At 73.3% G+C, this 22,083-nt stretch carries 18 protein-coding genes and 1 pseudogene; 11 read left to right on the plus strand and 8 right to left on the minus strand.

Annotated features, from left to right (window positions below):
* Positions 1 to 75: 75 nt before the first annotated feature.
* Both QOM21_RS07330 and QOM21_RS07335 read right to left on the minus strand, forming a co-directional pair.
* Positions 76 to 1,659: a sugar ABC transporter ATP-binding protein gene (locus QOM21_RS07330; RefSeq protein ID WP_407548928.1), complete on the minus strand. Its 1,584-nt coding sequence runs from the start codon at positions 1,657 to 1,659 to the stop codon at positions 76 to 78.
* A gap of 423 nt (positions 1,660 to 2,082) precedes the next feature.
* Positions 2,083 to 3,264 (minus strand): ROK family protein, encoded by a 1,182-nt coding sequence (locus QOM21_RS07335; protein WP_407548929.1) that lies wholly within the window; start codon positions 3,262 to 3,264, stop codon positions 2,083 to 2,085.
* A gap of 387 nt (positions 3,265 to 3,651) precedes the next feature.
* Here QOM21_RS07335 and QOM21_RS07340 point away from each other — a divergent pair, with 387 nt between their 5' ends.
* The 3 genes and pseudogenes from QOM21_RS07340 to fdhD all read left to right on the plus strand — a co-directional run bounded on the left by QOM21_RS07340 (position 3,652) and on the right by fdhD (position 6,092).
* The gene (locus tag QOM21_RS07340; protein WP_407548930.1) at positions 3,652 to 4,935 is read left to right on the plus strand and encodes an FAD-dependent monooxygenase; all 1,284 of its coding nucleotides are present in this window, start codon (positions 3,652 to 3,654) and stop codon (positions 4,933 to 4,935) included.
* A gap of 127 nt (positions 4,936 to 5,062) precedes the next feature.
* Positions 5,063 to 5,179 (plus strand): annotated as a pseudogene (locus tag QOM21_RS07345) (Fe-S-binding domain-containing protein); the annotation flags it as partial.
* 37 nt (positions 5,180 to 5,216) lie between these two features.
* Positions 5,217 to 6,092, plus strand: a complete 876-nt coding sequence (fdhD, locus tag QOM21_RS07350; RefSeq protein WP_407548931.1) for a formate dehydrogenase accessory sulfurtransferase FdhD — start codon at positions 5,217 to 5,219, stop codon at positions 6,090 to 6,092.
* Between the two features lie 104 nt (positions 6,093 to 6,196).
* On the opposite strand, the gene QOM21_RS07355 is transcribed toward fdhD, so the two are convergent.
* The gene (locus QOM21_RS07355) at positions 6,197 to 6,640 is read right to left on the minus strand and encodes a MarR family winged helix-turn-helix transcriptional regulator (protein ID WP_407548932.1); all 444 of its coding nucleotides are present in this window, start codon (positions 6,638 to 6,640) and stop codon (positions 6,197 to 6,199) included.
* A 139-nt stretch (positions 6,641 to 6,779) separates the two neighbouring features.
* Between QOM21_RS07355 and QOM21_RS07360 the strand changes: the two genes are divergently transcribed.
* A complete protein-coding gene (locus tag QOM21_RS07360) occupies positions 6,780 to 7,721 on the plus strand; it encodes a zinc-binding alcohol dehydrogenase family protein (RefSeq protein WP_407548933.1) in 942 nt (313 codons plus the stop codon).
* A gap of 253 nt (positions 7,722 to 7,974) precedes the next feature.
* Positions 7,975 to 9,942 (plus strand): exo-alpha-sialidase, encoded by a 1,968-nt coding sequence (locus tag QOM21_RS07365; RefSeq protein ID WP_407548934.1) that lies wholly within the window; start codon positions 7,975 to 7,977, stop codon positions 9,940 to 9,942.
* 110 nt (positions 9,943 to 10,052) lie between these two features.
* Here QOM21_RS07365 and QOM21_RS07370 read toward each other — a convergent pair whose 3' ends face one another.
* A complete protein-coding gene (locus tag QOM21_RS07370; protein ID WP_407548935.1) occupies positions 10,053 to 11,135 on the minus strand; it encodes a bile acid:sodium symporter family protein in 1,083 nt (360 codons plus the stop codon).
* A 215-nt stretch (positions 11,136 to 11,350) separates the two neighbouring features.
* Between QOM21_RS07370 and QOM21_RS07375 the strand changes: the two genes are divergently transcribed.
* The 3 genes from QOM21_RS07375 (at position 11,351) to QOM21_RS07385 (ending at position 15,334) form a co-directional block, all read left to right on the plus strand.
* Positions 11,351 to 12,214, plus strand: coding sequence for a LysR family transcriptional regulator (locus QOM21_RS07375; RefSeq protein WP_407548936.1), 864 nt, complete (start codon positions 11,351 to 11,353; stop codon positions 12,212 to 12,214).
* 275 nt (positions 12,215 to 12,489) lie between these two features.
* Positions 12,490 to 14,316, plus strand: a complete 1,827-nt coding sequence (locus QOM21_RS07380; RefSeq protein ID WP_407548937.1) for an AMP-dependent synthetase/ligase — start codon at positions 12,490 to 12,492, stop codon at positions 14,314 to 14,316.
* Between the two features lie 184 nt (positions 14,317 to 14,500).
* The gene (locus QOM21_RS07385; RefSeq protein WP_407548938.1) at positions 14,501 to 15,334 is read left to right on the plus strand and encodes an aldo/keto reductase; all 834 of its coding nucleotides are present in this window, start codon (positions 14,501 to 14,503) and stop codon (positions 15,332 to 15,334) included.
* 78 nt (positions 15,335 to 15,412) lie between these two features.
* Here the strand turns inward: QOM21_RS07385 and QOM21_RS07390 are convergent, their stop codons facing one another.
* A complete protein-coding gene (locus tag QOM21_RS07390; protein WP_407548939.1) occupies positions 15,413 to 16,384 on the minus strand; it encodes a class I SAM-dependent methyltransferase in 972 nt (323 codons plus the stop codon).
* Between the two features lie 123 nt (positions 16,385 to 16,507).
* Between QOM21_RS07390 and QOM21_RS07395 the strand changes: the two genes are divergently transcribed.
* The 3 genes from QOM21_RS07395 (at position 16,508) to QOM21_RS07405 (ending at position 19,177) form a co-directional block, all read left to right on the plus strand.
* Positions 16,508 to 17,596 (plus strand): DUF1266 domain-containing protein, encoded by a 1,089-nt coding sequence (locus QOM21_RS07395; RefSeq protein ID WP_407555600.1) that lies wholly within the window; start codon positions 16,508 to 16,510, stop codon positions 17,594 to 17,596.
* A gap of 241 nt (positions 17,597 to 17,837) precedes the next feature.
* Positions 17,838 to 18,422 (plus strand): sigma-70 family RNA polymerase sigma factor, encoded by a 585-nt coding sequence (locus tag QOM21_RS07400; protein ID WP_407548940.1) that lies wholly within the window; start codon positions 17,838 to 17,840, stop codon positions 18,420 to 18,422.
* Complete coding sequence (locus QOM21_RS07405; protein WP_407548941.1) at positions 18,419 to 19,177, plus strand: anti-sigma factor domain-containing protein; 759 nt, start codon at positions 18,419 to 18,421, stop codon at positions 19,175 to 19,177. The genes QOM21_RS07400 and QOM21_RS07405 overlap by 4 nt, the downstream gene beginning before the upstream one ends.
* A gap of 49 nt (positions 19,178 to 19,226) precedes the next feature.
* Here the strand turns inward: QOM21_RS07405 and QOM21_RS07410 are convergent, their stop codons facing one another.
* The 3 genes from QOM21_RS07410 to QOM21_RS07420 are packed head-to-tail and all read right to left on the minus strand — an operon-like array spanning position 19,227 to position 22,083.
* On the minus strand, positions 19,227 to 20,051 hold the full coding sequence (locus QOM21_RS07410; RefSeq protein WP_407548942.1) for a DUF1295 domain-containing protein: 825 nt from the start codon (positions 20,049 to 20,051) through the stop codon (positions 19,227 to 19,229).
* On the minus strand, positions 20,048 to 21,337 hold the full coding sequence (locus tag QOM21_RS07415; protein ID WP_407548943.1) for a class I SAM-dependent methyltransferase: 1,290 nt from the start codon (positions 21,335 to 21,337) through the stop codon (positions 20,048 to 20,050). The genes QOM21_RS07410 and QOM21_RS07415 overlap by 4 nt, the downstream gene beginning before the upstream one ends.
* Positions 21,334 to 22,083: a DUF1365 domain-containing protein gene (locus QOM21_RS07420; protein WP_407548944.1), complete on the minus strand. Its 750-nt coding sequence runs from the start codon at positions 22,081 to 22,083 to the stop codon at positions 21,334 to 21,336. The genes QOM21_RS07415 and QOM21_RS07420 overlap by 4 nt, the downstream gene beginning before the upstream one ends.

The following is a 22,083-nucleotide window of genomic DNA, read 5'->3' on the forward strand; positions in this document are numbered from 1 at the left end:
GCGGGGCGTCGGCAGTCCGGTGGGGCGCGGTGGCCGAGCGGCACGGGTGCGGGACGTGCGTGAGATGTCGCGCCGTCATGACCGGCTCCCGGGATGCGCCCCGGACGGCGTCGGGCCACCGGCCATGACCAGGTCCAGCACCCGGTGCTCGTCCAGCGCGGCGGCGGCGCCCTCGTGGACCACCCGCCCCTCACGCAGCACCAGCACCCGGTCGGCGAGGCCGAGCACTTCCGGGATCTCGCTGGAGACCAGCAGCACCGCCACTCCGTCGTCGGCCAGCCGCCGGATCACCGCGTACAACTCGGCCCGTGCGCCGACATCCACGCCGCGCGTCGGCTCGTCGAGCAGCAGCACCCGGCAGCCGCGCAGCAGCCAGCGGGCCAGCACCGCCTTCTGCTGGTTGCCGCCGGAGAGCGTGCGGACCGGGCGGTCGGGATCGTCGGGCCGCAGGCTGAGGTCGCGGGTGGCGGCCCGGGTCGCGGTCTTCTCCGCCGTACGGTTCAGCCAGCCCCCGCGGGCGAACCGTGCCAGGGAGGAGACCGAGACATTGCGGTTGACGGATTCCAGGAGCAGCAGCGCCTGGGACTTGCGCTCCTCGGGGGCGAGGCCGAGGCCGGCGCGTACCGCGGCGGGTACGCTGCCGGGCCGCAGTGGCCGCCCGTCGACGAGGACGCGCCCGGCGGTGGGCCGGCGCGCTCCGAAGACCGTCTCCAGGATCTCCGAACGGCCCGAGCCGACGAGCCCGGCGAGGCCGAGGATCTCGCCGGGGTGCAGGACGAGGTCCAGGGGGGCGAACTCGCCCTGGCGGGACAGCCCTTCGACGGTCAGCACCGGCGCGTGCACGGGTGCGACGGGTGGCGGTCGTCGGGGGAAGGCGTGTTCCACGGTGCGGCCGGTCATCAGGGCGACGACATCGCGGGTGGGCGTGGTGCGGGCGTCGAGTCCGCGGGCGGCGGCCCGGCCGTCCTTGAGGACGGTGACGCGGTCGCCGATCCGCCGGATCTCCTCCAGCCGGTGCGAGATGTGGACGACGGCGACCCCGGCGGCGGTCAGGTCGGCGACGATGCGGAAGAGGTTGTCGACCTCGTCCGGGTCCAGTGCCGCGGAGGGTTCGTCCATCACGATCAGCCGGACGTCGTGGGAGAGCGCCCGCGCCATCGACGCGATCTGCTGCCCGGCCGCGGAGAGACCGCCGACGAGCGCGCCGGGCGCGATCTCCGGGTGACCGAGGCGGGCGAGGAGCGCGGCCGTACGCGCCCTGGCCTCGCCGGAGCGGACGAATCCACCGGTGGCGACCTCGTGGCCGAGGAAGACGTTCTCCGCGACGGACAGGTGCTCCACCAGGTCGAGTTCCTGGTAGATGGTGGCGATGCCCAGGCGCATGGCGGCGATCGGCGATTTGAGGGTGACCGGCTCGCCCTGCCAGCGGATCTCGCCGCCGTCGGGCTGGTGGGCACCGGCCAGCACCTTGATCAGGGTGGACTTGCCGGCGCCGTTCTGGCCGAGGAGGCAGTGCACTTCCCCGGCGGCGACATCGAGGTCCACGCCGTCCAGGGCCCGGACGCCCGGGAAGGACTTGGTGATGCCTCGCATGGTGAGCAGGGGTGCGGGCGGGCCGGGTGGAGCGGCGGGTCGTTCGGGGCGGTGCTCTGGTGCCATGGCGGGCCTCCTCGGCGGGGCGCCGGTGAGCGGGCAGGGCAAACGGGCAGGGCGGAGCGGTGCGCGGCGTGACGGTGGGCCGGGTGTGCGATGCGGCGGCGGTGCGCGGGCGGCTCGGTACGGGGGCGGCGCGGACGGTGCGAGGTGCGGAGCGAGACGGCGGGCGAAGCGGGCGGTGCCTGCGGAACAGCGGTACGTGCGCGGTCGGTTCCGGCTCGTGCGGGTGCGTGCTGCTGAGCTGTCGCCGCGTCGGACTGCCGCGGCGCCGAACTGTCGGGCGTTGAACTGTCGCGGTGCTTGCGACTGCGCTGCGCTGAACTCTCGTGGTGCTGCGTGCGGTCGGCGTCCTGGCGGTGCGTACGTCCGGTGCGGGATGCGGCCGGGGTGGCCCCGGGGGGCCCGCCCGGTGGCGTCCGGAGCGGGTCAGGCGGGTGAGAACAGGTGGTCGCTGATCAGACGGGCGGCGCCGGTCACCCCGGCGGCCTGCCCCAACTCCCCCAGGACGATGGGGAGGTTGCCCGTCGCCAGGGGCAGCGACTGGCGGTAGACCTGGGTGCGGATGGCGGCCAGCAGGGTGTGGCCGAGGCCGGTGACCCCGCCGCCGATGACCACGAGCCCGGGGTTGAAGAAGCTGACCAGGCCGGCGATGACCTGGCCGGTGCGGGTGCCGCCGGAGCGGATCAGCTCCAGTGCCGCGGCGTCGCCGGAGGCCGCCGCGGCGGCCACGTCGGACGCGGTGAGCGGGCCGCCCGCCTCCAGCCGTGCGGCGAGTTCCGCGGACGTGCCGTCGCGGGCGGCGTCCGTGGCGTCCCGGGCGAGCGCGGAGCCGCCGAAGTACGCCTCCAGGCAGCCGCGGTTGCCGCAGGCGCACGGCCGTCCGTCCGGCTCGACCTGGATGTGGCCGATGTCGCCCGCGCTGCCCGTCGTACCGCGGTAGACCTCGCCGCCGACGACGATCCCGCAGCCGATACCCGTGCCGATCTTGACGAAGAGGAAGTCCTGCGAGGTGCGGGCGACGCCGGCGTGCTGCTCCCCCATCGCCATCAGGTTCACGTCGTTGTCGACCATGACCGGGCAGCCCAGCTCCTGGCTGAGTGCCTCACGGACGGGGAAGCCGTCCCAGCCGGGCATGATCGGCGGGGCGACCGGCACCCCTTCGGGGAAGCGGACCGGGCCGGGGACGCCGATCCCGGCGCCGTCGAACCCCTCCGCGACCCCGCCGGCCTTCAACTTGGCCGCCAGCGCCAGGACCTGCTCGAAGACCGCGACCGGCCCCTCGCGTACGTCCATGGGCTGGGTCAGATGTCCGAGCACCTCCAGCTCGGCGTTGGTGACGGCCACGTCGACCGAGGTGGCGCCGATGTCCACGCCGAGGAAGCGCAGCGTGGGGGCGAGCCGGATGTTGTGGGAGCGGCGGCCGCCGCGCGAGGCGGCGAGTCCGTCGGCGACCACGAGTCCGGTCTCCAGCAGCCGGTCGACCTCCACCGCCAGCTTGGAGCGGGAGAGGTCGACCTGATCGCCCAGTTGGGCACGGGAGTTGGGGCCGCCGTCGCGCAACAGGCGGAGCAGCCGCGCCTGGTGCGCGTTCGCGGGCCTGGCCGTCATGCGCCTCACGCCACCCCTCCAGCCGTACTCGGCATCGACGGACCGGTGTCGCCGGCGCCTTCGTTCGGCGTCGGCTCCGGGCTTTCGAGGGGAACGTAGCAGCGCTTGTCCGCACGGGGAAGGACTACGGACAGAATCCAGACCTACTTTCTCCTGTCCGAGGACAAAGCGTGGGACGGCACGGTGAGAACGGGCGGTGCGCCAGGGGACGCTCCGGCGTCCTGGCGCCCTTGGTACGTGCGGCGGGTGTGCCGAGTTCCGCTCTCCGCCCGCCCCGACTCCTGCGACAATGAGCGTGTTTGCACCGGTCCGACCGGCCGGGAGACGCAGTGGCACGGAGAGCGGCCGGCGGACGCGCGAGCGCCGGCCGGAATGGGGGCGGATCGGATGGGCACGCACAGCTCGGCGCTCGCGGGGGCCGATGTCGCCGTGGTGGGCGGCAGTATCGCCGGCTGCGCCGCGGCGCTGGCCGCACACCGGGCGGGGGCGGGCCGGATCACGGTCCACGAACGCACCGCCGGCCGCCTCGCGGAGCGCGGCGTCGGCCTGGCCGTGCACAACGACCGGTACGCCGAGCTGGCGGCCGCCGGATATCTGGACGCGGCCATGCCCTGGGTGCAACTGACCACCCGCCGCTGGTACGTCCGCGACGGAGCCGCACCGCTCGGCCGCCAGATCGCCGTCCAGCCCTTCCCGTTCCGCGCGTACTCCTGGGGCCCGCTCTGGCGCGCACTCCGCGCCAGGCTGCCGTCAACGGTCGGATATCGCACGGGCATCACCGTCCGCGGCGTGACCGGGTCCGCGGACGGCGCCACACTGCACCACGACGGCGGCGCGGGCACCGGCACCGGCACCGGCACCGGGACGAAGGGCATTGCCCGCTTCGACCTGGTGATCGGCGCCGACGGCTACCGCTCGGTGGTCCGCGACGCCGCCTTCCCCGATGTCCGGCCCGGCTACGCCGGCTATCTCGCCTGGCGCGGCACCGTACCGGCCGACCGGCTGGCCGGCCTCGACCTCCCGGGCCTGCCGAAAGACCCCTGGGCGCAGGAGGACTGCGTCTACGGCGCGTTCCCCGGTGGCCATGTCATCATCTACCGCATTCCGGACGGCCACGGCGGCCACCGCGCCAACTGGGTCCTCTACACCGCGCCGCCCGCGGGCCTCGCACTGCGGCTGGACAGCCCCGGCAGCCTGCCGCCCGGCACTCTCACAGAGCCCCTGCACGCCCGCTTCCGGCAGGTCGCCGACGAGCTGCTGCCGCCCTACTGGGGCGGACTGATCCGGCTGACACCGGCACCGGAGCGCTTCATCCAGCCGATCTACGACGTCACCGCGCCGCGCTACAGCCAGGGACGGCTCGTCCTGCTCGGGGACGCGGCGACCGTCGCCCGCCCGCACACCGGCGCCGGCGCGGTCAAGGCGCTCCAGGACGCGGTCGCGCTGGAATCCGCGCTGCGGGCTCTGCCGAAGCGGCCCGATGCGCTGACGTCGTACGGCACGGAGCGCGGCGCGGCCGGGCGGGAGATGGTCGAGCTGGGCCGCCGCCTCGGCCGCGCCTTCGTCCAGGACACCCCCGACTGGCGGCGATCGACCCGAGCTGAGCTGGAGACGGCCTGGGCCGCGGCGGACGGCTCGGGCGTCTTCGGCGGCGGCGAACTGCGCGACTGATCCGGCGGTGGCCGAGGCCCGCACCACGGCCCTGCGTCCGGACGCTCGTGGCGGACCGGCCCTGACCCGCTTGCAACGGGCAGGCGCGGAGCGGGCCGGGTATCGCCGCAGCCTGGTGCCGGACCCCACACTGCATGTGCAGGAGAATGAGAGCGTCGAGGTCACCTCACCGCACGACAGCCCGGTGGCCCACGGCACTCTCTGCGTCAAGGGCCGCTTCGGCCGCCAACACATACAGAACCGGGGCTGCGCGCGACCGGTGAGGACGGGACTGATCAGACATGGGACGGGTCACCGAGCGACGCCGCGTCATCCGTATCCGCGACGGGGCGGTCAGCACCCGCCCGGACACCCTCGTCGTCGAGGAGCCCCTGGAGATCCGCCTCGGCGGCAAGCCGCTGGCGATCACCATGCGCACACCGGGCGACGACTTCGCGCTCGCGGCGGGCTTTCTCGTCAGCGAGGGCGTCCTGGCGAGCGCGGACGACCTGGCGAACATCGTCTACTGCGCCGGTGCCACCGAGGGGGCCGGTGAGGCCGGAGGCCGGGGCGCCAACACCTACAACATCGTCGACGTCCGGCTCGCGGAGGGCGTCCCCGTCCCGGACATCTCCCTGGAGCGCAACGTCTACACGACGTCGTCCTGCGGGCTGTGCGGCAAGGCCAGCCTGGACGCGGTCCGCACCACCGCGCGCTTCACCCTCGACCGCTCCCCCGACACCCCGGTCCGCATCGAGCTGGCGACCCTGGCCGCGCTCCCCGACCGGCTCCGGGCCGCCCAGCAGGTCTTCGACCGGACCGGGGGCCTGCACGCCGCGGCCCTGTTCACCACGGACGGTGAGCTGCTGGACATCCGCGAGGACGTGGGACGCCACAACGCGGTCGACAAGATCGTCGGGCGGGCGCTGCAACAGGGACTGCTGCCGCTGTCGTCGTGTGTGCTGATGGTCTCCGGCCGGGCCTCCTTCGAGCTGGCCCAGAAGGCCGTGATGGCGGGCATCCCGGCGCTCGCGGCCGTCTCCGCCCCCTCCTCGCTGGCCGTGGACCTGGCGGCGGAAACCGGGCTGACCCTCGTCGGGTTCCTGCGCGGCACCTCCATGAACGTGTACGCCGGCGAGCACCGGCTGGCTCTGCCGGCAGAGGCCGGCACGGGCTGAGCCGAAGGCCCGCCCGTCACACGGGCCGTCGGACCGGCCGGGGCCCACCTTCCGCGCCTGCCCCCTGCCACCCGCGCACTCAGCGGCCGGACATCCCGGGACGTTCACCGCTCCGGCGTGACGATGCGCGTCAGCAGCGCGATCAGCTGCTCACGCTCCTGCGGGCTCAGGGCCGCGGTCAGTTCGGCGTTGGCCTCGTCGCCGAGACGCCGGGTACGGCGCAGCCGGCGCCGGCCTCCGGCCGAGATCCCGATGGCGTTCTTTCGCCGGTCGTCCGGGTCGGGGGTACGGGTGACCAGCTCCTCCTTCTGGAGGTCGTTGACGAGGGCGACCATGTCCTTGGGGTCGATGCCCAGGATGCGGCCGAGCTCCGCCTGGGAGACCGGGCCGAGTTCGGCGACCGCCGAGAGCACGGCGTGGTGCATCATCCGCAGGCCCTCGGAGGCGAGGGCGTCGGCGACGAGGCGGTGGCCGCGGGCGGCGGCGCGCCCCAGCAGCCAGCTGGGGAGGCCCCGGATACTGCCGGGTGCGTAGGGGAGATCGGTCATGGGACCACGGTATCGGCAATTCATTGGACCCCCCAACGGAAATCCATTGGCAACCCCAACGACTCTGCATCTATCGTTGGGGAACCCAATGAATGTCGGCCGGTGACCCGGCCGGTCCACGACCCGGAGGTGTCCGCCCTTGCGCCAGATCCGATTCCATACCTACGGAGGCCCCGAAGTGCTGCGTGTCGAGGAGGTCGGGACGCCCGAGCCGGGCCCCGGCGAACTCCTGGTGCGCGCCGAGGCGATCGGCGTGACGCTGCCGGTCGTGCGGCGGGTGCGCGGCGACGGCAAGGGCGGCGGAGTCCCGCTGCCCTGCGTGCCCGGCGACGAGATCGCCGGTGAGGTCGTCGCGCTCGGACCGGAGGTCACCGGCTTCGCCGTCGGTGACCGCGTCACCTCGCTCACCTTCAGCGGCGCCTATGGCGAACTCGCCCTCGCTCCCGCCTTCATGGCCGGCCGCCTTCCCGCCGGCATGAGCGCGGCACGGGCGGTGGCGCTGGTGCGCCCGGGGCATGTCGCGCTCGCCGCACTGAGCACCGCCGCGCCCATCGGCGCCGAGTCCGTACTGATCACCGGAGCGGCGGGCGCCACCGGACACCTCGCCGTCCAACTGGCCAAGATCCAGGGCGTGCCACGAGTGGTGGCCGCCGTCGGCTCGGCGGCCAAGGCCGAGTTCCTGTACGGGCTGGGGGCCGACGAGGTCGTCACCTACGACCAGGAGTCCTGGGGCGAGCCGGTCGACATCGTCCTGGACGGCGTCGGCGGCGATCTGCTGCCGCGCGCGCTCGGCGCGCTCGCCCACGGCGGGCGGTTGATCTTCTTCAACTCCGGTGGCGGCACGGTCCCGGCGTTCGAGCTGCTGGCGGGCTCCAAGACCGTCACCGGTCTGACGATGCGGCGGTTCGCCGCCGTCCACCAGGATCTGTACCAGCGGCACCGTGCCCAGCTGTGGGAGCTGGCCGGCGCCGGGCGGGTGCGGGCCGTCGTCCACGCCGAACTGCCGCTGGCCGACGCCGCGAAGGCGCACGAGATCATCGAGGCGCGGGCCAACCTCGGCAAGGTGGTGCTCGTGCCGTGACGCCACGTCACCGAGGGCCCGTGCGGCGCACGCGGTCCCCTGCGCAGCGTGCGCCGCACGGGGCACGGCAGGCTCGCCCGGCCCATCCGGCACTTCCGCTGCGAGCCGGGCGAGTGAATTCCGGCCCCGGCGCGGAGAACCAGCGCACGCTCCTTGTCGCGCCCCCCGTGCAGCAGTACGTTCCGTCGCACCGCACCTAGGACGTGGGATGTCCTGATGACCCGACGCCGATGCCTCGAAGGGCAGGCCGGACATGACGTCAGTTCTCCGCGCACACCCCAGCACCCGCAGCAGACCCCGGCGAAACCGTGCCGCGGTCGCCCTGGCCGCCGCAGCCCTCACGCTCCTCCCGACCGCCCCCGCGCAGGCGGCGCCTGACGCGGCGTCGGAAGGGAGCGCGTCCGCCGCCCCCGCCCCGGCGAGCGGGTTCGATCAGCAGGTGCTCTTCAAGTCCACGCAGGACCAGGGTTACGCCTGCTTCCGCATACCGGCGATCGTGAAGTCCGTACGCGGCACCCTCCTCGCGTTCGCCGAGGGCCGGGCGCACGACTGCGGCGACTCGGGAGATATCGACCTCGTCCTCAAGCGCTCCACCGACGGCGGCCGCACCTGGGGACCGCTCCAGATCATCAACCACGGCGACGGCGACACCCACGGCAACCCCGCCCCCATCGTGGACCGCCGCACCGGACGGATCGTCCTCGCCGAGACCTACAACAAGGGCCGCGACGACGGCCGGAGCTGCGACGTCCCGTGTGACCGGACCCCGCACCTGCAGTACAGCGACGACGACGGCGCGACCTGGTCCGCGCCCCGGGATCTGACCCCCACCATCCGCCCCCCGCAGTGGAACTCCTGGTACGCGACGGGACCCGTGCACGGCATCCAGCTCGCCCGGGGCCGGCACGCCGGCCGGCTGGTCTTCGGCATCAACGCCGAGAGCTACGCGGACGGCCGGGTCACCGCCAACCACGCGGCCCTGGTCCACAGCGACGACGGCGGCCGCTCCTGGCGGGTCGGCGCCCTGGACACCTGGCCGATCGCCGCGGACGGCACCTTCCGCCAGAAGCCGTCCGAGATGACGCTCCTGGAACGCTCCGACGGCTCGATCTACGTCAACGGCCGCGAGCAGGACGGTACGGACCTGGGGCATCGCGACCATGCCGTCAGCCGCGACGGCGGCGCTTCCTTCACCGCCCCGTTCCGCGCGATCCCCGACCTCTACACCCCGATGGTGCAGGGCTCGGCACTGCGCCTGCCCACCTCCCCGGCAGCCGGCGGTCGCAGCCGCACCCTGCTCGCGGCACCCGCCGACCCCGACCGGCGCCGGACGATGACCATCCGCTCCTCCTACGACGAGGGGCGCACCTGGGAGGGCGCCGACCGGGGCGCCCGGGTCTCCACCGACTGGGCCGGCTACTCCGACCTGGTCGCCGTCTCCCCCGAGGTCACCGGCCTGCTCTACGAGGGCGGCGCGGTCGACGCCCGCGACGAGATCCGCTTCGCCCGCTTCACCGAGGACTGGCTCGGCCCGCGCCGCGCCGCGGATCCGACGACGCGGGACGGCGCACCCGGTGCCCGGCCGGCCCTCGTACTGGGCGGCGCCCGCACCACCGACGGTGTGCTCGGCCGCGCACTGTCCTTCGACGGCAGGGACGACGCGGTCCGTCTCCCCTACCGCGGCTCGCTCCCCCTCGGCACCCGCGACTTCACCTGCGCCCTGTGGTTCCGCTACGACGCCGCGACCGGCGAACAGCCGCTGCTGTGGATGGGCGGCGTGGGCAGCAGGTCACCGCAGGTCACTCTCGGCGCCGAGCCCTCGGCCGGGCGGATCACCGCGCGGGTCACCGCCGTTGACGGCGCCAAGCCGGCCGCCACGGCCCAGGTCGTGACCGACGGGGCGTACAACGACGGCCGCTGGCACCATCTGGCGCTGCGCCGCACCGGGGGCCGGCTCCTCCTGACCGTGGACGCCCTGCCGCCCGTCACCGCGCCCGATGTCCCGGGGACGGTCAGCCGCGGCTCGGTCTTCGGCGTACACCTGGGGCAGCGGGCCGACAGCCGCGCGCAGTTCACCGGCGCGCTGGACGAGGTGGGCGTCTACCGGCGCGCACTGACCGACGCCGAACTGTCCGGCGTACGCGCGGGCAAGGTGCCCCTCTCCGCACCCCCGGTGTTCCGGCTGGCGCTGGACAGGGTGCGCGACGGCGGGTTGAGCTGAGACGAGCAGATCACCGGGCGAGGACAGCGCGCCGAAGGCATGTCAGCTGCCGCCGCCGGCGCGCCCGTTCCGGCAACACCGTCGGGTGCCGCGCTGTCCACCACCGGCCGCTATCGCCGGGCGCCGCCCACGACGACACCGGCCTTCGTTTCCGTCTGCTCACCGGCAGCCGCGCGGGCGTCGGGGCCCTCCGCCGCCCCGGCCTCGCCGACGGCCTCCGCGCCGGAGCGGGCGTACCGCTTCGCCAGGACCGCGCAGACCATCAGCTGCATCTGGTGGAACAGCATCAGCGGCAGCACCGCCAGTCCGGCCTGCGCGCCGAAGAGCACGCTGGCCATCGGCAGGCCGGCCGCCAAGCTCTTCTTGGAACCGGCGAAGGTGATGGCGATCCGGTCCTCGCGCACGAACCCGAGCTTCTTCGAGCCGAACGAGGTGCCGGTGAGCATCACCGCGAGCAGCACGGCCTCCACACCCAGCAGGCAGAGCAGGCGCAGCGGCGAGACCTGGTGCCAGATGCCCTGGACCATTCCGGCGCTGAACGCGGTGTAGACGACGAGCAGGATCGAGGAGCGGTCGACGTAGCCGAGGACCTTCTTGTGCCGGGTGAGGAAGCCGCCGATCCAGCGCCGCAGCAGCTGGCCGGCCACGAACGGCAGCAGGAGCTGGCCGCCGATGGAGAGCAGCGCGCCCGCCGCGAACCCGGCGCCTCCGCTGCGCAGGACGAGCGCCGCGAGCAGCGGGGTGGCCACGATGCCGACGATGCTGGAGAACGAGCCCGCGCAGATCGCCGCCGCGACGTTGCCGCGCGCCAGCGAGGTGAACGCGATCGACGACTGGACGGTGGACGGCACCAGGCACAGGAACAGCAGCCCGGTGTAGAGGGCCGGCGGCAGAACGTACGGGACGAGCCCGCGGGCCGCCAGGCCGAGCAGCGGGAAGATCACGAACGTGCAGGCCAGGACGGTCAGGTGGAGCCGCCAGTGGCGCAGCCCCGCCATCGCCTCGCCGGTGGAGAGCCGGGCGCCGTAGAGGAAGAACAGCAGCGCGACGGCGCCCGTCGAGGTGCCCTCCGCCGCGGTCGTGACCGGCCCGCGGGCGGGCAGCACGGCCGCCAGCGCGATGGTGCCCACCAGCGCCAGGATGTAGCCGTCCACGGGCAGCCAGGAGGGCGGACGGAGCGAAGGGCGGCGCATGGTCTCTCTTCAGGTCGTTCGGGGGCTCAAGGGCAACGGCACCGACGGTGACGTCCCCAGCGTGCCGTGAGCACCGGCAATCGGGAACCCCGCTTACCGTGGTGACTGTTATTCCCTGTTGTGATGACGGTCGCTCGCTGATCCTGCCCGGACGACCGTCGAAACGCGCTCGCGGACCCGCGTCGCCGTGCCCGCGGGCCATGAGGTGAGCGCCCGTGTTCGAGCCATCCCAACTGCGTACCTTCCTCACCGTGGCGCAGACGCTGAGCTTCACTCAGGCCGCGCACCGCCTGGGCCTGCGCCAGTCGACGGTGAGCCAGCACGTACGCAAGCTGGAGGAGTCCGCCGGGCGGCGGCTGTTCGTCCGGGACACGCACGCCGTCGAGCTGACCGAGGACGGCGAGGCGATGCTCGGCTTCGCCCGCACGATCCTGGAGGCGAACGAGCGGGCGGCCGGCTTCTTCGCGGGCACCCGGCTGCGCGGCAGGCTGCGGTTCGGCGCCTCGGAGGACTTCGTCCTGACCCGGATGCCGGAGGTTCTCGAAGGGTTCCGGCGCGAGCATCCCGAAGTCGATCTGGAGCTGACCGTCGAGCTGTCGGGAACGCTGCACGAGCTGCTGGCAGCCGGCCGGCTTGATCTGGTTCTCGCCAAACGCCGCCCACAGGAATCGCGCGGCCGGCTGGTGTGGCACGACCGGCTGGTGTGGGTCGGCACCGAACGGCTGCGCCTCGATCCGCAGCGTCCGGTCCCGCTGGTCGTCTATCCGCCTCCCGCGCTGACCCGTGCCCGCGCGCTGGAGGCCCTGGAGCGCCAGGGCCGGGAGTGGCGGATCGCCTGCACCAGCGGAAGCCTGAACGGCCTGATCGCCGCGACCCGCGCGGGTCTGGGCGTCATGGCCCACACCCTCGGCATGATCCCGCCCGGGCTGGTGCGGATCCCGCCGCGGGCGGGGCTGCCGGAGCTCGGCGGGGTGGACTTCGTCCTGCTCCACGGGCAGCGCGACGCCGCGGCGCGGGGTCCGGCGGAGGCGCTGGCCGACGCGATCCTGGCCGGCGGGGACCGGCTGCACCTCCCCTAGCCACGGCCCGGCGTGCACGCCCCCCGGGCGCCCCCGTCGCAGGTCACCCGTTCGTGGCGGACGCGTGCAGAGATTTGGTGCAGATAACGTCCCGATGCCGTGATCGTTCGACGCCCACCGGGCCGGATCATGTCCACGCTTCTCCGAAGTAGCCCGATTTCGCCGTTGGCCACTTCCCGCTCCTGTCCGTTCGCGACGTGGTACGGGACTCCCGCTGACCGCCACCGTGGGGTACGGTCGCGGCCCTGTGAGGAGCACCACGAGGAGCTGGGTCATTGCGCGAGTTCACCGTCCCGCCTTTGGCGACCGCGCCCCGGGTCGGCGGGCTGGCGGACGCCGTCTACGATCACGCCGACTCCGAACCCGGGCGGATCGCGCTCGCCCGTAAGGACGACGACGGCCACTGGCAAGACGTCAGCGCGGCGCAGTTCCGGGACGAGGTCCTCGCCCTTGCCAAGGGCCTGCTCGCGCAGGGCGTGCGGTTCGGCGACCGGGTGGGCATCATGTCGCGCACCCGCTACGAGTGGACCCTGTTCGACTTCGCGCTGTGGTCCGTCGGCGCCCAGTCCGTACCGCTGTATCCGACCTCGTCGGCCGAGCAGGTCTGCTGGATGCTGCACGACGCCGACGTCTCGGCCTGTCTGGTCGAGCACGAGGACCACGCGATGACCATCGGCTCGGTCATCGACCGGCTCCCCCATCTGCGCAAGCTGTGGCAGCTGGACGCCGATCCGGTGGCGGAGCTGACCGCCGCGGGGGCGCACATCGACGACGACGTCGTGCACCGCCACCGGCTGGCCGTCACGCCGGACGCGGTCGCGACGATCATCTACACGTCGGGCACCACCGGCCGCCCCAAGGGCTGCGTCATCACGCACGCCAACTTCATGGCCGAGGCCGACAACATGGTCATGCGCTACGAGACGGTCTTCACCTCGAAGCCGGGCGACGAGGCGGCCACCCTGCTCTTCCTCCCGCTGGCGCATGTCTTCGGGCGGATGGTCCAGGTCTCCGCCATCCGCGGGCAGGTGAAACTGGCCCACCAGCCGGAACTTGCCGCCCGCGCCCTCCTGCCGGACCTGCAGTCCTTCCAGCCCACCTTCATCCTCGCGGTGCCGTACATCTTCGAGAAGGTGTTCGCGGCGTCTCGGCGGAAGGCGGAGGCGGAGGGCAAGGAAGGGCCGTTCGACAAGGCCGTGGAGATCGCGGTGCGGTACGCCGAGGCGCAGGAGAACAAGGCGTTCGGTACCGGCCCCGGCCCCGGCGCCGCTCTGCGGATGCAGCATCAGCTCTTCGACAAGCTCGTCTACAGCAAGGTCCGTACGGCGATGGGCGGCCGGGTGCGGCACGCGATGTCCGGCGGCTCGGCGATGGAGCGCCGGCTGGGGCTGTTCTTCGCCGGCGCCGGAGTGCGGATCTTCGAGGGCTACGGCCTGACGGAGAGCACCGCGGCCGCCACCGCCAACCCGCCCGAACGGACCCGCTTCGGCACCGTCGGCACCCCTGTCCCCGGCACCACGGTGCACATCGCGGAGGACAGTGAGGTCTGGCTGTACGGCGGACAGGTCTTCCAGGGCTACCACAACGACCCCAAGTCGACCGACGCGGTGCTGCACGACGGCTGGTTCGCCACCGGTGACCTGGGCGCCCTCGACGAGGACGGCTATCTGACGATCACCGGCCGGAAGAAGGAGATCCTGGTCACCTCGGGCGGTAAGTCCGTCTCGCCGGTGGGCCTCGAGGAGCGGGTCCGGGCGCATCCGCTGGTGGCGCAGTGCATCGTCGTGGGCAACGACCGGCCGTTCGTCGCCGCGCTGGTGACCCTGGACCCCGAGGCGGTCGCCCACTGGCTGGCCATGCGCGGCAAGCCGGAACTGCCGCCGACCGACCTGGTGCGCGATCCGGATCTGGAGACCGAGATCCGGCGCGCCGTGGTCGCCGCCAACACGCTGGTCTCCCAGGCGGAGTCGATCCGTACATTCCGGATACTGGCTCACCAGTTCAGCGAGGAGCACGGACTGCTGACGCCGTCCCTGAAGCTCAAGCGCAAGGCGATCGAGACGGCGTACTCGGCCGAGGTGGACGCGCTGTACCGGTCCTGAGGTCGGGCGCGGCGCGCGGCCGGGGCCCGCCCCCGGCGTCCGCCGCGGCCCCCGACCGAGGGCATTCGCACACAGATCCGGGTACCAGGTTTTCCGTATCCCGTGGAGATGCACGGGAATGCGCCACGGCCGATGATCGTTGACACGGGGGAACACGAAAGTCGACGTAAGGATCGAATCCCCCGTGAGCAAGGTCCCCTCCATCACGCTCAACAACGGCATCGCGATGCCGCAGCTCGGTTTCGGCGTCTGGCAGATCCCCGACGACGAGGCGTTCACCTCCGTCGGTCATGCCCTGGAGGCCGGCTACCGCAGCATCGACACCGCGGCGATCTACGGCAACGAAGAGGGCACGGGGAAGGCCCTCGCCGCTTCCGGCATCGCGCGTGACGAACTGTTCGTCACGACGAAGCTGTGGAACGCGGAACAGGGCTATGACTCCACCCTCCGCGCCTTCGACACCTCCCTCGGCAAGCTGGGCCTGGAGTACGTGGATCTGTATCTGATCCACTGGCCGCTGCCCTCCAAGGACGCGTACGTCGACACGTACAAGGCGTTCGAGAAGATCCTCGCGGACGGCCGCGCCAAGTCCATCGGCGTCTCCAACTTCCAGCCCGCCCACCTGGAGCGGCTGCTGGGCGAGACGTCCGTGGTCCCGGTGGTGAACCAGATCGAGCTGCACCCGCAGTTCCAGCAGGCCGAGTCGCGCGCCTTCCATGCCCGGCACGGCATCGCCACCGAGGCATGGTCGCCGCTGGGCCAGGGCAAGGGTCTGCTGGCGGACCCGACGATCGCCGAACTCGCCGCGAAGCACGGCAAGACGCCCGCCCAGGTCGTCCTGCGCTGGCACCTCCAGCTGGGCAACGTCGTCATCCCCAAGTCCGTGACCCCGTCCCGGATCCAGGAGAACCTCGACGTCTTCGACTTCACGCTGGACGAGGCCGACCTCGCCGCCGTCGCCGGCCTCGACGCCGGCAACCGGCTGGGCCCGGACCCGGCCACCTTCGACGTGGCCTGACCCGCACGACACACAGCGCCGCCCGGCCGTGCCGGGCGGCGCTGTGCGGTGTCCGGGGCCCCGCCGGGAGCCGCGCGGTTACTGCGCCCGGGCCGTGTGCACGGTCTGAGCTGCCAGGAGGAAGAGGTCGGGGCGGCGGGTGACGCCCGCGGGGTCCTCCGGGTCGATGAGCCGGGTGAGGACGCCGAGGTCGTCCGCGTCCAGCCGGTCGGCGAACGCCTCACTGCTGCGGGTGAGATTGGCCGAAATGAACTCCCGCGCGGCGTCGGAGAGCGGAGCCGGCAGGTCCAGCAGGAAGCTGCGGGTCAGCGGCGCGCGCAGACCGGCGTCCGCGAGGAAGGCCGGCCAGTCCTCGACGTCGTCGGTGGCGTCGGGCAGCTCCGCCCGCATCTGCGTGAACCACTCCTCCGCGACGGCGTCGAGGCGTGCCTGCAGTCCCGGTCGGCCGATCCCGATGTCGCGCGGCAGGAAACGCGGGGACAGGCCGCCCTCGGAGACGGCCAGCAGACCGCCGGGCCGCAGATGTCCGGCGAGGGCGGCCACCGCGCCGCGCTGGTCACCGACGTGGTGCAGCGCCTTGCTCGACCAGATGAGGTCCGCCCCGCCGAGCGCGTCGAGGCCGTCGGGGACCTCGGCGAGATGCGTACGCACCCGGTCGGCGAGCCCGAGGCGGTCGGCGCGGGCCCGGGCACGCTCCAGGAGTCCCTCGGTGGCGTCCACCGCGACCACCTCGGCGTCGGGGAAGGCCCGTGCCAGCAGACAGGTCACGACACCCGGCCCGCTGCCCACGTCGAGGACCCTTCGCACGGCGTCGGGGCCGGTGCCGCCGGCGGCGGTCATCAGCTCGCGCAGCCAGGCCGCGGCCTGCTCGTGGAGCGGTGTGTGCAGCTCGGCGCCGCGTTCCAGGAAGGGACCGAGGGTCTCCCAGTCCACGAGCATGTCTTCGGAGGTGTGGGTGTGTGCCGCGGGGGTGTTGCCGCCCGGCGGGCGGTGGGTGTGCGTGTGCTGCCGGGCGGCCTGCCCGTGTCCGGGGTGGGGGTGATTGCTCATGGGACCGAGCCTCCGTGACGGGTCGTTCTCGGGCAAATTTTCTTGCCGTACCAGCAATGTCCCCCCGACTCCCGCCGGGCTGCCGGCTCACCGTAGGGTCTGGCTGTGGGTACTCCGGGATGGATGCCGCCGACCGATACGGAGCGGCGGCTGTGCGAAGCGACAGCGCGTGGTGACTGGGACGGACAGGTCGCGGCGATCGCCGGCGAGGACCTGTATCTGGCGGTACCGCAGCAGGGTCAGGACCCGCTGCCCGTCTACGACGACCCCGCGACGGGCGGTAAGTGCATTCCCGTCCTGACGCGCGGCATGCTGCCGCCCTGGCAGCCACAGCAGTTTTTCGACCGGGTGTCGGTCGAGGACCTGGCACAGGACTGGCCCCACGACAAGTGGCGGCTGGCGGTCAATCCGGGTACGCCGTGCGCCGCGTATCTGGCGGCCTCGCAAGCCCACCGCGCCGGCTGGATGCGTATCCGCGGGCAGGTGGGCGTGCGGCCCGGCGGGCTGCTCGCCACCCACTTCGGCGGCCCCCTGCACGGTCCGACCGCACAGGGGCTGGCCTGCGGCGCGCCCCTCGCGGTGCACCACAGCGTGCCGTGGAACGAGCTCGGTACGGCCTTCCTCGACCACGCCACGGACGCGGAAACCCTGCGCACACAGTGGTCGGTGACCGATCCGGCCGGTTGGCAGCAGCGGCTTGAGCAGCTGCTCGGCGGCGGCTTCGTCCCGGTGGACACCGAGGCCGCGCTGCGTGCCCGTGCCGGCCGGCGGCGTACGGCCGGCGAGATCGCCGACGGCGGCAGCCGGGGTGAGAAGGCGGAGGCCACGTCCGAGGAAGCGGCCTCGCCGGAGGTCCCCGAGCTGGTGGGCCGGTACGAGGAGCGGTTCCGCGCCGACGGGCTGCTGCCCGCCGACGGCCAGGTGGTCTCGCTCGTCGCGCTCGACCACGCCCACGCGGTGAATCTCGTCCGCTGGGGCCTGGGCGCGCGCCTGTGCGACCCGCAGCGGGCCGAGCAGGCCGTGCAGCGGGCCGGCGCGCAGGCCAGGGAGGTGTACTCCTCGTGGGAGGAGTTCGCCGCGGGCTACGCGCTGGGCCGGATGCTGGCGTTCGACAACGGCTGGTTCGGGCCGCAGTACGCCGAGACCGTGCACATCCACCGCGTCCTCACGCAGGACCCCGGCTCCCCGTGGCGGGGCCTGCCCTTCGCCTGACGCCCGGTTATCCCCGCGGCCTCCGTCCGGCCCGCCCCCGTCGCAGGAGTTGCGGGCTGCGGGCTGCGGGCTGCCCTCGCCATCGGCTCGTCCTGCGCAAATCTTTGTGCTTTTCGAAAGAAAACCCGGCAACCGGCCCATCCATCCACCTGTCCGCTCCGAATCATGGCAAGGACCTCGTCGGCGCCCTCCGCGCGCGGAGGGGACGGACGGCGCAGACGGCATCCAGGAGGACGGCTCGGTGAGAGAACCCGTATGGATCGGTGGGCCGGCCCGGCGCGGGCCCGACCTGGAGGAGCTGCTGGGCCGGGTGGCCCGTGGCGACCAGGGGGCCTTCGGGCCCGTGTACGACGCCCTGGCCGGGCCGGTGCTCGGCCTGGTGCGGTCGGTCCTGCGGGATCCGGCGCAGTCGGAGGAAGTGGCGCAGGAGGTCCTGGTGGAGGTGTGGCGCACCGCGGCGCGCTTCCGCCCCGAGCGGGGCTCGGCGACCAACTGGGTGCTGACACTGGCCCACCGCAGGGCGGTCGACCGGGTGCGTTCGGCGCAGGCGGCGGCCGACCGGGAGCACCGGGCGGCGCTGCTGGACCACACCCCGGCGTTCGACGAGGTGACCGAGCAGGTGGAGAACCGGCTGGAGCGCGAGCAGGTGCGCCGCTGTCTGCGTACGCTCACCGAACTCCAGCGCCAGTCCGTCACGCTCGCGTACTACAAGGGCCTGACCTACCGCGAGGTGGCGGGACTGCTGACCGTGCCGCTCGGCACGGTCAAGACGCGGCTGAGGGACGGCCTGATCCGGCTCCGTGACTGCCTGGGGGTGAGCGTATGACCGGCGCCGATCTGCACACGATGACGGGCGCGTACGCCGTCAACGCGCTGCCCGAGGAGGAGGCGCGCGAGTTCGAGCGGCATCTGCTGGTCTGCGAGGCCTGCGCACAGGAGGTGCGCGAACTCGCCGCGACCGCGGAGCGGCTGGGGCGGGCGATGGCCGTGGTGCCGCCGCCCGAGATGAGGGAACGGGTGCTGCACAGTATTTCCACGGTCCGCCAGGAGCCGCCGAGGGTGGCGCGTGGGGGCCGTAGAGCCGCGGGCCCGGCGGCCCGTGCGCGCCGCCTGCCCCGGTGGGCCCTCGCGGCGTGCCTTGCCGCGGCAGCCGCGTTCGGTGGTGTCGCCGTGTGGCAGCACGACCAGGCGGAGGACGCCCGTGCGCAGGCCCAACGCATCGAGCAGCGCGCCGAGTCGGTGGCCCGGGTGCTGACCGCCCCGGACGCGGTGGTGACGAACGGGAAGGTCGGCGACGCCGGCACCGGCACGGTGGTGGTCTCCCCCGGCCGGAACCGGGCCGCGTTCCTGGCGTCCGGCCTGCCACGCCCCGCGGAAGGCCGGGTCTACCAGCTGTGGTTCAACGACGGGGGCACGATGCGGCCCGCCGGTCTGCTCGACCCCGGCCGTGCGGACGCGGCGGTGCTGATGGACGGTGGGGTGGACGGGGCCTCGGGGATGGGCGTGACCGTCGAGCCGGCCGGCGGCTCACCGCAACCCACGACGAAGCCGATCGCGCTGATGGACTTCTCCAGGGCGTAGGGCCGGGGCGCCCCTTGGGGGGAGCAAGGGGCGCCCGGCCGCCGGGCGGTCAGCGTCCTCCCGCGCCACCGCGGCGCGGCGGCAGCGGGAAGAACCCGCTGGTACGGGCCCGGTACGCGGCGAAGCCCGGCCGGTCGGCCATATGGGCCTCCAGCAGGCGCTTTCCGCTGCCGACGGTCAGCAGGGCGGTCATCACCAGCGGTGCGACGGCGGCGACCGCCGCGGCCTGCCACTGGTCGCAGGCGAGCAGATAGAGCCCCCACCAGACGCAGAAGTCACCGAAGTAGTTGGGGTGCCGGGTCCAGGCCCACAGACCCCGGTCCATGATCCGGCCCTTGTTCGCCGGGTCGGCCTTGAAGCGCGCGAGCTGGTGGTCGCCGACGGCTTCGCAACCGAAGCCGAGCAGCCAGAGCGCCACGCCGGCCAGAGCGAGCGGGCCGGGTGCGCCGGTGACGTAACAGGCGGCCTGGACGGGCAGCGAGACCAGCCACACCAGGGCCCCTTGGAGGAGGTAGATCTTCCGCAGTGCGTACCAGGCGGGGTTGCCGGGTGCGCGGGCCAGCATCCTGGCGTAGCGCGGATCCTCGCCGTGGCCGCGGCCGCGGCGGGCGATGTGCCAGGCGAGCCGCAGTCCCCAGAGGAGCGTCAGAGCGAGGGTCAGCGCGCGCCGTCCCGCGTCCGGTCCTTCGGCCGCGCCGGACAGCACGTAGGAGACCAGCGCCACCGCGCAGAAGCCGATCCCCCAGGCCACATCCACGATCCGGTGCAGGCCCCGTGACCGTGCCACCGCGAAGGTCACCAGCATGACGGCGAGTGCCGCCCCCGCTGCCACGGCGAGGTTGACCGCGAAGGGGCCCCACAGGAAGCCGTTCACGAGGCACCGTCCGGTGCGGCCGCGTCTCTCCGGAGGAGAAGCTGGTGGACGTCGAGATAGCGCGCGCGGAAGCCCGCCTCGGAGTACGCGAGGTAGAAGGTCCACATCCGGCGGAAGGTCGCGTCGAACCCCAGCTCGTCGACCTCGTCGGTGTGTTGGGTGAAGCGGTCGCGCCACAGCCGCAGGGTCTCCGCGTAGTGCGCGCCGAAGCCGGCGCGGTCGGTGACGCGGAGCGTTGTGTGCGCGCGGGCGCAGTCCTCGATCGCGGTGACGGAGGGGAGGAAGCCGCCGGGAAAGATGTACTTCTGGATCCAGGTGTAGGTGCGGCGGGTGGCCAGCATCCGGTCGTGCGGCATGGTGATCGCCTGGAGTGCGATCCGGCCGCCGGGGGCGAGCAGGCGTTCCAGGGCGGTGAAGTACGCCGGCCAGTAGGCGGCTCCGACGGCTTCGATCATCTCGACGCTGACAACGGCGTCGTAGCGGCCCTCGATCTGCCGGTAGTCGCGCAGCTGGACGGTGATCCGGTCCTGCAGGCCGGCCCGGCGGACGCGCTGTTCGGCAAGAGCGCGCTGTTCCTCGGAGAGGGTGACGGTCACGACGTGGGCGCCGCGGCGGGCGGCTCGCAGCGCGAGTTCGCCCCAGCCGGTGCCGATCTCCAGCAGCCGGGTGCCGGGGCCGGTCTCGGCCAGGTCCAGCAGCCGGTCGATCTTCCGGTGCTGACCCGCCACGAAGTCGGCCTGACGCGCGGGGAGTTGAGGGAAGAGCGCCGAGGAGTAGCTGAGTGTCTCGTCGAGGAAGAGGGCGAAGAGGTCGTTGGACAGGTCGTAGTGGTGCGCGATGTTGGTGCGCGAGGTGCCGGGCGTGTTGTGCCCGCCGTCGGGCTGCCGGCGCGCCCAGGCGCCCCGCAGCCGCTGGAGGGGTGCGGGGATGAGGGTGGCGGCGTGCTCGGCGAGCACCGTCAGCACGCCCACCAGGTCCTCGGCCTCCCACTCGCGCGCCATGTACGACTCACCGAATCCGATCAGCCCGTCCGCGCCGATCCGGCGGTAGAAGTCCTCGGGCGCCCGCAGTTCGAGCAGCGGGCCACCGGCGCCGAGTATCCGGCCGGAGGGCAGCCGGACGCTCAGCGGCAGCCGCGCCAGGGCGTGCCGCAGGACCCGTTCGGCCACGGCCGCGCGCAGCGCCGAGCACCGGGGAACCGCCGCCACATCGGGCCATCGGGCGGCGTCCACCCCCGCCGGAGCGGGGGCGGACACGGCGTCTTGACGGGAAACGGAGGTAGTCACTCCATGCCTTCCTGGGGTCGGTGGCGGGGACGCGGCTGCACGGGCAGACCGCGCAGGAACAAGCGGATGCCCTGGGTGCGGATGCGGGCCGAGACGACGGCGGTGGACCACGGGTGGCTGGCGGCCGCGGCACAGAGGGTGCGCAGGGCCGCCGGGCGCCGTACGCCCCGCACGGTGGCGGTGAACGGCCGGCCCCCCGCCCGCTCCAACCGGACGGTCAGGCTGAGCCGGTCGCCCGGTTCGGGCAGCCGCATCCGGTAGTCGCCGTCCACGGGGAAGAACGGCGAGACGTAGAACTCCTTGGCGGTGCGGGCGGTGCCGTCGGCGTCGGGGCGCATCAGGTAGCAGTGCCGCTCGCCGTAGGTGTTGTGCACTTCGGCGACCACGCAGCGCAGGGTGCCGTCGCGGTCGTGGCACCAGTAGAGGGTGAGCGGGTTGAAGACGTACCCCAGCACGCGGGCGTGCGCGAGCATGCGGACCCGGCCGCCGTCGAGCTCGATGTCCCGGGCGGCGAGCCAGCGCTCCAGGCCGGCGCGCAGGGTGGGGGCGGTTCCGGCGAAGTGGTCCCGGGGGTCGAAGTGGGCCAACCACCGCAGCGGGAGCGGGAGTCGGGGCGTGTGGTCGAGGTCGATCAGCCAGAGGTAGGTGCGGTGACGGAAGGCGTGGCGGACAGGGGCCGTGCGCACATGGGTGACCTCGCAGGCGTACAGCGACGCGCCCCGGAGGCCGACTCGGCTCCGGCGCAC

It is taken from the genome of Streptomyces sp. Pv4-95 (assembly GCF_045782725.1).
Taxonomy (GTDB): domain Bacteria; phylum Actinomycetota; class Actinomycetes; order Streptomycetales; family Streptomycetaceae; genus Streptomyces.